The organism is Prevotella sp. P5-64 (genome assembly GCF_002251285.1).
In the GTDB taxonomy this organism is placed as follows: Bacteria; Bacteroidota; Bacteroidia; order Bacteroidales; family Bacteroidaceae; genus Prevotella.
On sequence record NZ_NPJK01000005.1, the window covers coordinates 45,013 to 58,207 of the forward strand.

General features: G+C 55.4%; 13 protein-coding genes, 1 tRNA gene and 1 pseudogene. 5 read left to right on the plus strand and 10 right to left on the minus strand.

Features of this window, described 5'->3' with window-relative positions; all coding sequences use genetic code 11:
- Positions 1 to 25: 25 nt before the first annotated feature.
- Complete coding sequence (locus tag CIK87_RS01200) at positions 26 to 1,216, minus strand: zinc-dependent metalloproteinase lipoprotein (protein WP_094384771.1); 1,191 nt, start codon at positions 1,214 to 1,216, stop codon at positions 26 to 28.
- A 344-nt stretch (positions 1,217 to 1,560) separates the two neighbouring features.
- Between CIK87_RS01200 and CIK87_RS01205 the strand changes: the two genes are divergently transcribed.
- Positions 1,561 to 1,633: transfer RNA gene (locus tag CIK87_RS01205), tRNA-Pro, on the plus strand.
- Between the two features lie 456 nt (positions 1,634 to 2,089).
- On the opposite strand, the gene folK is transcribed toward CIK87_RS01205, so the two are convergent.
- The 6 genes and pseudogenes from folK to CIK87_RS01235 form a co-directional block, all read right to left on the minus strand.
- On the minus strand, positions 2,090 to 2,503 hold the full coding sequence (folK, locus tag CIK87_RS01210) for a 2-amino-4-hydroxy-6-hydroxymethyldihydropteridine diphosphokinase (protein WP_022311745.1): 414 nt from the start codon (positions 2,501 to 2,503) through the stop codon (positions 2,090 to 2,092).
- Positions 2,496 to 3,662 (minus strand): tRNA preQ1(34) S-adenosylmethionine ribosyltransferase-isomerase QueA, encoded by a 1,167-nt coding sequence (queA, locus tag CIK87_RS01215; protein ID WP_094384773.1) that lies wholly within the window; start codon positions 3,660 to 3,662, stop codon positions 2,496 to 2,498. The genes folK and queA overlap by 8 nt, the downstream gene beginning before the upstream one ends.
- Complete coding sequence (gene truB / locus CIK87_RS01220) at positions 3,643 to 4,362, minus strand: tRNA pseudouridine(55) synthase TruB (RefSeq protein ID WP_094384775.1); 720 nt, start codon at positions 4,360 to 4,362, stop codon at positions 3,643 to 3,645. The genes queA and truB overlap by 20 nt, the downstream gene beginning before the upstream one ends.
- A gap of 9 nt (positions 4,363 to 4,371) precedes the next feature.
- Complete coding sequence (locus CIK87_RS01225) at positions 4,372 to 5,175, minus strand: undecaprenyl-diphosphate phosphatase (protein ID WP_094384777.1); 804 nt, start codon at positions 5,173 to 5,175, stop codon at positions 4,372 to 4,374.
- Between the two features lie 98 nt (positions 5,176 to 5,273).
- Positions 5,274 to 5,498 (minus strand): annotated as a pseudogene (locus CIK87_RS01230) (DUF3098 domain-containing protein); the annotation flags it as partial.
- Between the two features lie 18 nt (positions 5,499 to 5,516).
- Positions 5,517 to 6,398 carry an ABC transporter permease gene (locus CIK87_RS01235; RefSeq protein WP_022311740.1) on the minus strand — a complete coding sequence of 294 codons (882 nt, stop codon included), beginning with the start codon at positions 6,396 to 6,398 and terminating at the stop codon, positions 5,517 to 5,519.
- Between the two features lie 133 nt (positions 6,399 to 6,531).
- On the opposite strand from CIK87_RS01235, the gene CIK87_RS01240 reads away from it, so the two are divergent.
- Genes CIK87_RS01240 through CIK87_RS01250 form a run of 3 tightly spaced genes read left to right on the plus strand, consistent with a single transcriptional unit; the run spans position 6,532 to position 8,420 of the window.
- Complete coding sequence (locus tag CIK87_RS01240) at positions 6,532 to 7,311, plus strand: radical SAM protein (RefSeq protein WP_094384781.1); 780 nt, start codon at positions 6,532 to 6,534, stop codon at positions 7,309 to 7,311.
- 27 nt (positions 7,312 to 7,338) lie between these two features.
- On the plus strand, positions 7,339 to 7,866 hold the full coding sequence (locus CIK87_RS01245; RefSeq protein WP_022311738.1) for a hypothetical protein: 528 nt from the start codon (positions 7,339 to 7,341) through the stop codon (positions 7,864 to 7,866).
- A gap of 5 nt (positions 7,867 to 7,871) precedes the next feature.
- Positions 7,872 to 8,420: a hypothetical protein gene (locus CIK87_RS01250; protein ID WP_144008060.1), complete on the plus strand. Its 549-nt coding sequence runs from the start codon at positions 7,872 to 7,874 to the stop codon at positions 8,418 to 8,420.
- 265 nt (positions 8,421 to 8,685) lie between these two features.
- Here CIK87_RS01250 and CIK87_RS01255 read toward each other — a convergent pair whose 3' ends face one another.
- Positions 8,686 to 9,033, minus strand: a complete 348-nt coding sequence (locus CIK87_RS01255) for a hypothetical protein (protein ID WP_022311735.1) — start codon at positions 9,031 to 9,033, stop codon at positions 8,686 to 8,688.
- Positions 9,023 to 9,277 carry a type II toxin-antitoxin system Phd/YefM family antitoxin gene (locus CIK87_RS01260; RefSeq protein ID WP_094384785.1) on the minus strand — a complete coding sequence of 85 codons (255 nt, stop codon included), beginning with the start codon at positions 9,275 to 9,277 and terminating at the stop codon, positions 9,023 to 9,025. The genes CIK87_RS01255 and CIK87_RS01260 overlap by 11 nt, the downstream gene beginning before the upstream one ends.
- On the opposite strand from CIK87_RS01260, the gene CIK87_RS01265 reads away from it, so the two are divergent.
- The gene (locus CIK87_RS01265; RefSeq protein WP_094384787.1) at positions 9,276 to 9,515 is read left to right on the plus strand and encodes a hypothetical protein; all 240 of its coding nucleotides are present in this window, start codon (positions 9,276 to 9,278) and stop codon (positions 9,513 to 9,515) included. The two genes, CIK87_RS01260 and CIK87_RS01265, sit on opposite strands and share 2 nt — an antisense overlap.
- Positions 9,516 to 9,631: 116 nt before the next feature.
- Here the strand turns inward: CIK87_RS01265 and CIK87_RS01270 are convergent, their stop codons facing one another.
- A complete protein-coding gene (locus CIK87_RS01270) occupies positions 9,632 to 11,836 on the minus strand; it encodes a sodium-translocating pyrophosphatase (protein WP_022311732.1) in 2,205 nt (734 codons plus the stop codon).
- Positions 11,837 to 13,195 lie beyond the last annotated feature (1,359 nt).

Here is a 13,195-nt window from a genome sequence, read left to right on the forward strand (position 1 = left end):
GTTGTCGATAATCTTCATTGTTATCCTACTTGACCACGCGGATGGGCAGGTCTATCACGCCCATGTCGTCTGCCGAGCCCGTGCCCACACGGCTCTTGGTGCGCAGACGCTGCTTGGGGCCGGGGATGAGCGGACTGTTGTAGAGCACACGGCGGATGCGGGCTTTCTGCTGGGCTGTAAGCTCGAAGGCATAGGTGTAGGCGTAGTCCATGATGTTGGTAGAGAAGAACTTGTCGCCCCGGCAAGAGGTGCGTTCGGCGAGCTCCTTGAAGGAGATAGACAGGACCTGGCTGCTGTTGAGCAGGGCGGTGACGCGACGCAGGTAGGCGGGACGGTTGTACGATGGGGTGTCGGTGCAGTAGTCGGTGTCGTCACAGGCATCTTCGAGGAGATTGCCGTTGGCATCTTCCTTCTCGGAGAAGGCGTGGAGCAGACCCAGATAGTGGCCCAGCTCGTGGGCAAGGGTGACATTGATGTCAAACTTGGCCTGGTTGAGGGTGCCCGAGGTGATGTTGTGCGACGCGTTGGTATAGCGGTCTACCTCGTAGTTGATGAAATCGCTGTTGATGGACGAACAGTAGGCAAAGGAGAGGTTCTTCTTGCTGATGTCGTTATACTTGGACTCGAGCGCAGAGAGGCCGTCGGTCTCGTTGACGCCCTTCAGCGTGAAAGGCAGATGGCTCACGCCCAGGGTGACCTCGGCAGAGTTGGCTTCGGGGGCAAAGGGATAGACCATCACATTGATATAGTCGTTGGGCTCCCACAGATAGCGGGCATATCCCTTCTTGTTGTTGTTCATGAAGTCGTTGGCGTCGATGGGGTAGGTGCCGTCCCACTTGACATATTCCACGCCGGGGGTGGCGAGGCGGTTGCCGCGCTCGTCGTGGGTGGCGAGATTGAAACGGATGTTGATATTCTCACTGGTACCGATGTCGGTGCTGTAGTAGCCGCCCTGGTAGATGCGGTTGACGTGGTCGAGAATATCGGCGAGACGCGAGGCGGTGACCTTCTGCTTCATCTCGGCCTCGTCCTTGTAGAATACGTGGAAGATAACGGGCAACTTGTAGGTGTAGCTCTCGTTGAGCTCGGCGGTGGTTTGGTCGTCGTCCAGGTCTATCTTGGGTGTGGGGTCTTGCTGCGGGCCGTCGTCACTCGAGCAGGCGCCGAAGGTGAGTGCGAGCACTGCCATCAGCATGTAGAGGAATGTCTGTTTCATATTGCATTGTCCGTTTGGCAAGGCGGAGCAAGACCACAAGGGCACCGGCGTCCACCTTATTATATATATAATAACACAAAGTTAATGCAAAATGGAGACAATACAAAAAAAAGGCCATCTTTTTTGATATTTTTAGGATTGGGCGACGGCGCTCATCATCGCCGTGTCGCTGGAGGTTATCTTCGCAACCGTGGAGGGTACCTCGGCGCCGCCCGGAGGTACCTCCAGCGCCGTGGAGACTATAAAAACAACAGACAAACATCAAAAATAGAGGAATTTTTGAAAAAAGTAGAGTGAAAGTTTGGTTATTTCGCAATAAGTATGTACCTTTGCACCCGCAAGTTCGGGATTTAGCGCAGTTGGTAGCGCACACGTCTGGGGGGCGCGAGGTCGCTGGTTCGAGTCCAGTAATCCCGACACGAGAAGGAAGATTGTGATGAGAGTCGCAATCTTCCTTTTTTTATGTCCCTGGGTAAGGTCGCCCAGTCCGTGATGCCGCCCACCCTTGCGGAGCATCCCTTAAAGTTAATTGCGCGTTGCGATACAGTTATTGCAAACCATGAAATTTCCGTTTCCAGTCATGAAACAGTCATTTCATGCCCCGCTTTCCCGATTATGGTCATCTCCATAATGAAAAACTCGCGCTCTGCACCACTCGGCACTAAAACGACAATCGCCGCCAGCACTCGCTATGGGCTTGTGCTGGCGGCGATTGGCCGTGTGGGGTACTGCGTGGTCGCGAAGGTTTGCAGGGAGTCCACCTCGTTTTGCTGCGTGGTCGCGGGGATTGGCTCGGTGCCCGCCCTGTCTTGTTGTGTGCCCGTTCCGTTTTGCTGTGTGGTCGCGGGGATTGGCTCGGGCGGCGTGGACGGGTCAGTCCATAATCTCGCGCAGAGGTTTCATGACGAAGTCGCGCTCGTGCATCAGCGGGTGGGGAATGTGCAGGTCGGGCTCGTCGATGTGCAGGTCGTCGTAGATGAGTATGTCGATGTCGATGGGACGGTCGTGATACTGCCCGTCGGTCGACTTGCTCTTGCGGCCCAACTGCCGCTCTATGTCCTGGGTGGCGGCAAGCACCTCGCGCGGTGTGAGCGTGGTGCGGCAACGCACGCAGGCGTTAAGGAACCGGTTGGGGGAGTCAAAGCCCCAAGGCTCGGTTTCCAAAAAGACTGACCGGCGCTCTACGACGCCAATCAGTCTTCCTATTTCGTCTATGGCACGGCTCATGATGGCATGGCGGTCGCCCATGTTGGAGCCCAGTGCCAGATATACGCAGTGATCAGTCATTCATGATAAGCATGGCGTCGCCATAGCATCCAAACATAAATCCATGTTTCAAGGCCAGATTGTAGGCTTCCATCACCAGGTCGTAGCCACCAAAGGCGGCGGTCTCCATCAGCAGGGTGGAGTAGGGGTGGTAGAAGTTGGCGATCATCGTGTCGGCGAGTCCGAAGTCGTAGGGAGGGAAGATAAACTTGTTGGTCCATCCGTCGTACTCCTTCAGCAGTCCGTCGGTGCCCACGGCGGTCTCGGTGGCTTTGACCACGCTGGTGCCCACGGCGCAGATATGGTGGCCGGCAGCCTTGGCAGAGTTGACTCTGTCGCAGGCCTCGCGGGTGATAATCATCTGCTCTGAGTCCATCTTGTGCTTGGTGAGGTCTTCCACCTCGATGTCGTGGAAGGCGCCCAGTCCGCAGTGCAGGGTGACAAAGGCGGTCTCGATGCCCTTAATCTCCATGCGCTTCATCAGCTCGCGGCTGAAGTGGAGGCCCGAGGCAGGCACGGTCACGCCACCCTCGTTCTTGGCGAAGATGCACTGGAAGTCTTCCAGGTCTTCGGCGGTGCCGTGGTGGTTTTCGCGACGGTCTATGATGTAGCGGGGCAGTGGGGCTTCGCCCAGGGCGAAGAGCTCGCGCTTGAACTCCTCGTGGGGACAATCGTAGAGGAACCGCAGGGTGCGGCCGCGGCTGGTGGTGTTGTCGATGACCTCGGCTACCATGGTGCCCGAGTCGTCGAAGAAGAGCTTGTTGCCGATACGTATCTTGCGGGCAGGCTCTACCAGCACATCCCAAAGCCGCATCTCCTGGTTGAGCTCGCGCAGCAGGAAGACCTCAATCTTGGCGTCGGTCTTCTCCTTGGTACCGTAGAGGCGGGCAGGGAAAATCTTGGTATCGTTGAAGACGAAGGTATCGCCCTCATCGAAATAGTCGAGCACGTTACGGAAATCGAGGTACTCGCCTTCGATAGGATTGCCATCGGCATCCTTCTTATAGAGTTCTATAGTCTGTGATTTGCTGTGCAGTACCATCAACTTACACTCATCGCGTCGGGTGATGCGCGATGTAACCTTGTTGCCATTATCATCGACGAAGTCGTGATAGATGCTATGGGGGTAGAGGGCAATCTGCTCCTCGGGCAATTTGAACTTAAACTGTGACAGTTTCATTGCTTGTTTCTATTTCTTGGTTATCCAACCATTCCTGGAAATGGTCATACACTATACATTTATCTATATCGTATTCGCCCACACGCGTACGCCGCAGCTGGGTAAGGTAGGCTCCGCTGCCGAGGGCTCTGCCCAGGTCGCGCGCCAAGGCACGGATGTAGGTGCCCTTGCCGCAGACGATGCGCAGGTCGAGCTGCATGGTGTCGGGGTCGAAACGGGTAATCTCGATGCTGTCGATGTGGATGTTCTTGGGCTTGAGCACCACGTCCTGCCCCTCGCGTCGCATGGAGTAGGCGCGCTTTCCGTCTATCTTGCAGGCGCTGAAGGTGGGTGGGGTCTGCTGGATGTCGCCGACAAACTGGGGCAGCGCCTCGCGTATGGCGTCCTCGGTGATGTGGGCGGTGGCAAAGGTCTCGTTGACCTCGTGCTCCATATCATAGCTCGGCGTGGTGGCGCCCAGCTGCAGCGTGGCTTCATACTCCTTGGTATGGGCCTGCAGCGTCTCTATCTGCTTGGTACACTTGCCGGTGCAGAGTATCAGCACGCCGGTAGCCAGCGGGTCGAGGGTGCCGGCATGGCCTATCTTGACTCTATGTCCGAGGGTGTGGGACAGCACGTAGCGCACGTGGGCCAGCGCCTTGAAGCTGGTAATGCCATAGGGCTTGTCGATGGCAAATATCTCACCTGTCTTGAAGTTCATGTCTGTGGCTTAGCAGAATGAACAGATGAGGGTGACGATACCGGCGATGGCACAGTAGATGGCGAAGTATATCAGCTTGCCACGCTTTACGATGTTAATCATCCACTTGCAGGCTACGCAGCCCGACACGAAGGCAGCCACGAAACCTACGGCCAACACGCCCAGTGAGATGTCGCCCATCACGGAGGCTGCACCGTACTTCACCATCTTCATGGTGTCGAGCAGAGCCTCGCCCAGAATGGGGGGAATGACCATGAGGAAGGAGAACTGGGCGAGCTTGTCCTTGTTGTTGCCCAGGATGAGTCCTGTGGCAATGGTGGAGCCCGAGCGCGACAGACCTGGCATCACAGCCACGGCCTGGGCCAGACCTATGATGAAGGCGTCCTTGAGGCTGATGTTCTCCTTCTGGCGGGGCTTGGCGTAGTAGGAGAAGGTGAGCAGCAGCGCGGTGACGAGCAGCATCGAGCCTACGATGGCGAGGCCTGAGCCGAAGATTTGCTCCACATTTTCTTTGAAGAACAGGCCCACGATGCCCACGGGAATCATCGAGATGAGGATGTTGAACACATAGCGCGTCTCGTCGTTGACCTTGAATTGGAAGAGTCCCTTGAATATCCAGGCAATCTCCTTCCAGAGGATGACGAGGGTACTCAGTACTGTAGCCACGTGTACGGCGATGGTGAACGCCAGGTTCTCCTCGGCCTCGATGCCAAAGAGGGTTGAGGCAATCGTGAGGTGTCCGCTACTGCTGACGGGCAGATATTCGGTAAGGCCCTGTATAATGCCCAACCATAATGCTTCAAACCAGTTCATTGTTATCGTTTGTTGTCTTGGGTTATGGTGTGGTCCTCGCAACCGTTGGCTGCGGCGACGTTCTTGTTCTCGGTTTCCTTGGTGTCATCGCTTCCGGCCTCGTCCTTAGGCTTGCGGATGACGGCATAAATCATGGATATGAAGCCCACAAAGCATACCACGGGGGCTACCTTGATGCGCATGGTGCTGAAGATGTCAGCGTTGTAGTGGGTCTCCGTAGAGCCGGGGCCCGACATGAGGATAAAGCCCAGCACGACTATCAGCATACTGATGGCCATGAGGATAAAGTTGACTTTATCAAAAGCAAAATTTCTCTTTTCCATATTGTTGTTGTTTTCTTCTTATATCTTGTAGAGGTCGCCAGCCTTCATCTTCAGAAACTTATTGACCGAGATGGTGGCGCTGAAGACGGTGATGAGGATGCCGAAGAGCAGCACGGTGGCAGCCGTGATGGCGATGACCTGCCAGGTGATGACGGCCATCATGTCGGGGGCGTAATAGTAGACGGCATAGATGCCGCTACCCAGCACGGCACAGGCCATCAGGGCAGCGATGACGCCGATGAGGGCAGCCTGGCCCAGGAACGGGCGGCGTATAAACCCCCATGAGGCTCCCACGAGCTTCATGGTGTGGATGGAGAAGCGGCGGGCATAGACTCCCAGCCGCACGGTGTTGCTGATGAGCGAGAACGATACAAAGGTAAGCAGACTGGCAATCACCAGCAGCACAATGCTTACCTTGGCGAGATTGCGGTTGACGCTCTCCACCAGGTCTTTCTGGTAGGTGATGTCGCTCACCTTGGGATATTTCTTCAGCTCGGCGGCAATCCAGCGCAGTGAGTCGTTGTTGGCATAGTCGGCCTTGAGCGTGATGTCGGCAGAGGGGAGATAGGGGTTCTCACCATTGGTAAACTCGGTGGGGTCGGTGCCCAGCACCTTGGTCTGCTCTTTCAGCGCGCGCTCCTTGCTGATGAAGTCGAGGTGGTTGATATAAGGGCGGGTCTTCAGGCGGGCGCAGAGCTGGCTGCCTTCGGGGGTGGTCATGTCTTGCTCGAACATGACGGTCACTACCAGATTTTCCTTAACAAATTCAGAGGTGTTGCGGGCCACCAGTACTGAGAATATCACCAAGCCTAACAAAACGAGCACCATTGCGGTGCTTATGCAGAGGGTCACGGCTTGCAGTCCCTGACGATTCCGCGATTTAGTATGTCTTTTAGCCATTTGCCTTGTGGATATAATATGCCAATTTTGGTGCAAAGAAACAAAAAAAAACGCGAATATACGACATTTTAACCACCATTAACGCGTATTGCCTGAAAATACGAGTACCTTTGCAGCTGTTAATGCTAAAGATATGAGTACACAGCTACATAATTCGCCCATTTACGGCCCTGTTCACAGTCGCCGTCTGGGCCTCTCGGTGGGCATTAACCTCATGCCCGCCGACGGCAAATACTGTACCTTCGACTGCATCTACTGTGAGTGTGGATACAACCACGAGCGACAGACCCGCACACCGCGTCCGACGGTCGCCGAAGTGACGGCGGCGCTCGAGCGGCAGCTGCAGACGATGGCAGACGATGGCTCGCGTCCCGACGTGCTTACCTTTGCCGGCAACGGCGAACCCACCGCCCATCCCCATTTCGCCGAAATCGTCGACGCCACCATTGCCTTGCGCAACCGCTATTGCCCCGACGCGCGCATATCGGTGCTGAGCAACGCCACGCAGCTGCATCGTGCCGAGGTGCGTGAGGCGCTGATGAAGGTAGACAACAATATCCAGAAACTCGATACGGTCGACGATGCCTACATACGCCTCGTCAACCGCCCCGCCAGTCGCGCCTATCGTGCCGCCGACATCATCGACCAACTGCGCCTCTTCGACGGTCACGTCATCATCCAGACCATGTTCATGCATGGCTCTATCGACGGCGAGGATGTGGGCAATACCGCCGAGCGTTATGTCGCGCCGTGGCTGGAGGCGGTAAGACTCATCCAGCCCGCCGAGGTGATGATTTACACCATAGACCGCCCTACGCCCGACACCTGTCTGCAGAAGGCGACGCCCCTCGAGCTCGACGCCATACGTCGCAGGGTCGAGAACATGGGCATCGCCTGCACGGCGTCATACTAAGTTGACAATGAAACAATAATAGAGAATATGAATTTTGAACAGAGAGTGAGAGAAGACCTGCTTACCTATCTGGCAGGCAGACAAGAGATAGACGTGCCCATGCCCGAGTGTCCCGATGTAGAGGAGGCATGGCGCAAGGTGGGCGAGGACTATATGCCCGACGGCATCCGCGAGTTCAACGCCTATCCCACCGTTTCCCTGGGTTGGATTATGTTTGTCGGCATGGCCATGGCGCAGCTGTGGGACACTGACTGGCAGCGTGCCGACGCCGATGCACATATATATAATACCTTGCGCGACGTGCGCGGCTTCGACCATACCGACGACTATATCCTCGACGAGGTGCTCGGTCTCGATGCCGAAGCCCATGGCGCTGTGAGCCGGCTGGTCAACGAGTGTGCCAACCGTGCGCTGTCTCTGCTGCGCCACGAGGGGCTTACTCCTGGCAGCGCCGAGGCTTTCCGCGCCTATATCGCCTGTCTCCACCAGCTCTATCTGGCTGGCATGGCGGTACAGTTGCGCCGTATGGGGTATCACATGACCAAGATAGGATGACGGCAGTGGAGACTGCCTGCGCAGACCATTGGGCAGCCCGGCTTGCCCGGTCTCACGGAGCCGCCGAGATAGATGCCCTCTGCGTCGAGTACACTGGCAATGAGGGGCTGATGAACATGGTTTACCAGTTGATGGACAGCGACGACAGCCGCACCGCGACCAACGCCCTGTGGCTTCTCAACCACCTGCCCAAGAGCGAGGACGTATGGCTGGAGACCCACCGCGCCGACCTGATTGCCAGAACTGTGGCAGAAGAGGTGAGCGGCAGAAGGCGTATGCTGCTCTGCCTCGTCAGCCGATTGCCGTTTGGCGCCGATGATGTCCGCATCGACCTGCTCAACTTCTGTTTCGACCACGCCCTGCAGCCACGCGAGACGGCTGCCTGCCGTGCCCTGTGTGTCAAACTGGCTTATGAGCTGTGCCGCCATTATCCCGAGCTGCTGCGCGAACTCCATATCACGCTGCGCGAGATGATGCTCGACCCGCTTCCGCCATCTGTGGCATCGGCAGTCAGGAGCGTAAAGCGCCATCTGCCTAAGACTTGGAAAGTATAAATGGCCACACGGCCAGTCTGAAGGGATGTCTGCGGGCATCCTTTTCGCTTTTCCGCTCCTCGCGGCTGTTTCCCTGATGACAGGGCCTCCCGTAGGCGCCGCCCCGTCTTCGCTCTTCGTCGATATATCCACCGCAGCGTGACTCTGTTGGCAGCCCCGCATGTTTGTTCTTGCAGGAGGAACAATAAAAACCGATGATACCATCCGTCATGGTATCATCGGTTTCGCATGAATGTCTGTTACTGGCAAAGTGGCTCGTTACGAGTCATCCGATAGGGTAGCCTTCTTCCTTAATGATTTGTTTGAGCACATTGACCTTTGCCGTTGCAGCATCCTCTTTGTCATAGATGAGCAGCAGCACTATTTCTCCATCCATCTCCTTTGTGATGAAGTTATAAGTGATGACCCTTGCTCCGCCGGCTTTCCCTTTGCTTTTGGACTTGATGGCCATTCTTATCTTACGGATGCCAGGAGCCAGTTCTGCACCTTGTAACGGGTTCTCGAGGAGCGACTTTCCAAAGTTGGTCAGGTCATCCTTGAATGAAGGATATTGCTTTGCAAGCCTCTTCGCTGTCACATTGAAATAACTTGATGTTGTGATTCTATAGTTCATCAATCAACTTGTCAAGTGTGTTCAGCTCTTTCTTGCCTGCAATGACATCCTTCAGTTCTCTGAGAGCTCCCCTTAGGTCGGCCGCAATATCTTGTGTACTCTCCGCAACGGAGTCGGAAGAAGTAACTGGAAGCAGACGGAAACTGCCTTCACGTGATTTCAATATCACTTGTTCACCGGAGTTCACCATGGAGAAGTATTTGCCCTGGTTGGCTCTAAAGTCTCTTGCACTAACTATCGTCATGACAATTGTTTATTTTGTTTACGCTACAAAGATAGTTATAATATTCCAATTGGCAACCATTTTGGTACCAAAATTAATACCAAATATGCAAAAAGAGTTGCTCAAGAAATGTAATAAGCACTTTTCCAGCAACGATATCCATGTCGCAGAGCAGTCTGAGCCTGTTGTCTTGAGCCCCGAACCTGTTGGCGGTCGAATTGTAGTTGTAGACGTTTGGGATGAGGATGAACGTGGCTGATGTGACAGTGTGGGTATCAATCTGTATGGGCTCCTAAATGTCATAACCAAGAAGTCTGCATATACCCTGGTGGGCGATATGCAGACTTCCGCTTTATGGGGTAGCAGGCTCGAGCCTTACAGGAAGGCGATGGTGAGGCCTGCCATGACGATACTTACCATCGACATGAGCTTGATGAGGATGTTGAGCGACGGGCCGGATGTGTCCTTGAACGGGTCACCCACGGTGTCGCCTACGATGGTGGCCTTGTGGTCTTCGCTACCCTTGCCTCCGAAGTTGCCTTCTTCTATCATCTTCTTGGCATTGTCCCATGCGCCGCCAGAGTTGGACATGAACACAGCGAGGGTGAAACCTGCAGCAAGTCCACCGGTTAGCAGACCCAGTACGCCGGCTACGCCAAGCACCAGACCGATGACGATGGGGATGATGATGGCCAGCAGCGACGGCAGAATCATCTCGCGCTGGGCACTGCGTGTGCTTATCTCTACGCAGCGGCCGTAGTCGGGAGTAGCCTTGCCCTCAAGGATGCCCTTGATGACGCGGAACTGGCGGCGAACCTCCTGTACCATCGACCCGGCAGCGCGGCCTACGGCTCCCATGGTGAGTCCGCAGAAGAGGAAGGCTGCCATGGCGCCGAGGAATGCACCTACGAGCACCTTGGGGTTGATGAGATTGACCTGGAAGAACTCGATGAAGTCTATCGTGGTGGCGTTGACGGGGTCAAACACCTCACCAGCGGCGTCGAAATACTGTTTGCCGTTTTCCACGGCACGTACCATGGCAATCTTGATTTCCTCAATATAAGAGGCAAGCAGTGCGAGGGCGGTGAGGGCAGCCGAACCGATGGCAAAGCCCTTGCCGGTGGCAGCGGTGGTATTGCCGAGGGCGTCGAGGGCGTCGGTGCGCTCACGCACTTCCTTACCCAGACCGCTCATTTCGGCGTTGCCTCCGGCATTGTCGGCGATAGGACCATAGGCGTCGGTGGCAAGTGTGATACCCAGTGTGGAGAGCATACCCACAGCGGCGATACCGATACCGTAGAGACCGGTGCTGATAGAGTGGGCAGACAGAGACATATCAAAGCCATTGGCGCAGAGATAGCTGAGCATGATGGCCACTGAGATGGTGAGCACGGGAATCATGGTCGATATCATACCCGTTCCTATACCCTTGATGATGACGGTGGCAGGACCTGTCTGCGAAGCCTCGGCTATCTGCTGTGTCGGCGTGTAGCTGTGAGAGGTGTAGTACTCGGTAGCCTGACCGATGATGACACCGGCTACAAGACCGCTGATGACAGAGAAGGAGAGGCCGAGCCAGTTGTCGATACCCAGGAGATAGAGTATGGCGAAGGTAGCCACGGCTATCAGACCTGCGCTGACGTTGGTACCCAAGCCCAGCGAGTGGAGCAGTTCCTTCATGGTGGCTCCCTCCTTGGTGCGCACCAGGAAGATGCCGATGAGGGAGAGGAAGATGCCGATGGCGGCGATAATCATAGGAGCGATGACGGCGCGGAGCTGCATGTCATCGTTCATGGCAAAGGCTGTGGCACCCAGAGCGGCGGTAGAGAGTATCGAACCGCAGTAGCTCTCGTAGAGGTCGGCGCCCATACCGGCAACGTCGCCCACATTGTCGCCCACATTGTCGGCGATGGTAGCGGGGTTGCGGGGGTCGTCTTCAGGGATATTGGCCTCGACCTTACCCACAAGGTCGGCACCCACGTCGGCAGCCTTGGTATAGATACCTCCGCCTACACGGGCAAAGAGCGCCTGGGTAGAGGCACCCATTCCGAAGGTAAGCATGGTCGTGGTTATGGTGATGAGAGCGGTGCCCTCTCCTTCATAGACGGCGTTGAGAACAATAAACCATATAGCGATATCGAGCAGGCCGAGACCTACAACGACGAGACCCATCACGGCACCGCTGCGGAAGGCTATCTTCAGTCCCTTGTCCAGACTCGTGCGTGCGCCGTTGGCTGTGCGTGCCGATGCGTAAGTGGCGGTCTTCATGCCGAAGAATCCTGCCAGACCCGAGAAGAGTCCACCGGTGAGGAATGCAAACGGAACCCAGGGGTTCTGCACTTTCAGCACGTAAGCCATGAAGGCAAATACGATGGCAAGCACTATGAATACGATGGTCACGACCTTGTACTGCTGCTTCAGATAGGCCATTGCGCCTTTCCTGACGTGCTCGGCAATTTCTTTCATACGGTCTGTGCCCTCTTCTTCTTTCATCATCGAACGGAAGAAGTACCATGCCATACCCAGAGCCACTACGCTGGCAATCGGGATGAGCCAAAATACTAAAGGAATGTTGTTCATTAAGATAAATTTAATTGGTTAGTAATGTATGTTCTTAGTTAATCGTTATAATAACGATGGTGCAAATATAATGAAATATATTGATACGGAAAATAAATTGATAAAAATATCTTAAAAAAAATCAACAATGGCTCCTTGGAGGTTGTCGTCAGCTCATTTTATGCCCGATATGGCGGTGCCGATTGGCCCGTTGCGGGCAGTGCTTTGCCGATGCAGACACAAAAAAACGTGGCTGCTGCTTGCGGGGGGCCAATTGCGCGTTTTATCCACTATTTATTGCGTCTATGAGGGGGTGAAGTAAATACAAAAAGCCGTGGCTGTGGCTGTCGGCTTCGCCTTGGCGTGGCTGGCGGGGCCGACAGTCGGAAAACGAGTTTTCCTCCTTGCCGCCTCCACCATCCCCACCGTCATGCACGGCATGACGACAGCCGCCGCGACGGTATAAAAAGCGGCCCTTGGCCGTAAAAAAAGTCCGCCGTTGGCGGTAAAAAAAACAGCTGCTTATTGAATGCATCTCCCCAGCCGTTTAGAAAGCCCCTCCTCAGCCCTCCTCCAGTGACTGGAGCTAATTCTTGCTGTGTTTGAGGCGGTTATGTGGTGCTCCTTCCCCTTGGGGAAGGCCGGGATGGGGCTTGCAGATGGATGGTGCGCACCCCTGGCAACTCTGTAGGAGTTGCGATTTCATAGCCCAGGGTTGAGGTGCGTAGCGCCTCTACCCTGGGTATAGATATAATAAGGTGTAGCAACTCTGTAGGAGTTGCGTTTAGCCGAAGGCGTTATACTCAGTTTAATGGTATTTTCCTATCCATTCCTGCCAATTGTCCTGGTGAGAGTAACGCCTACGGCTAATCGCAGCTTCTACAGAGTTGCCAGGTTAGTGGGGGCAGTTACCCAGGGTAGCGTGCTTCGCCCGCAACCCTGGGCTGGGGAAACGCAACTCCTACAGAGTTGCTGCTGCTTGCGGAGGGCCGATTGCGGGGTAAATCCATTAATGGATACTTCTATAATAGGTTGATATAAATACAAAAAGCCGTGGCTGTGGCTGTCGGCTTCGCCTTGGCGTGGATGGCGGTGCCGACAGTCGGAAAACGAGTTTTCCTCCTTGCCGTCTCCACCATCCCCACCGTCATGCCGTGCATGACGACAGCCGCCGCGACGGTAAAAAAAGCGGCCATTGGCCGTAAAAAAAATCCGCCGTTGGAGGTAAAAAAACAGCTGCTTGTTGGGAGCCCCTCCCCAGCCCTCCCCAAGGGGAGAGAGTTCATTCCCGTTGTGTTTGAGGAGGTTGTGGTGCACTCCTTCCCCTTGGGGAAGGCCGGGATGGGGCTTGTGGGTGGATGTCGTTGTCGGCCGGTGGGC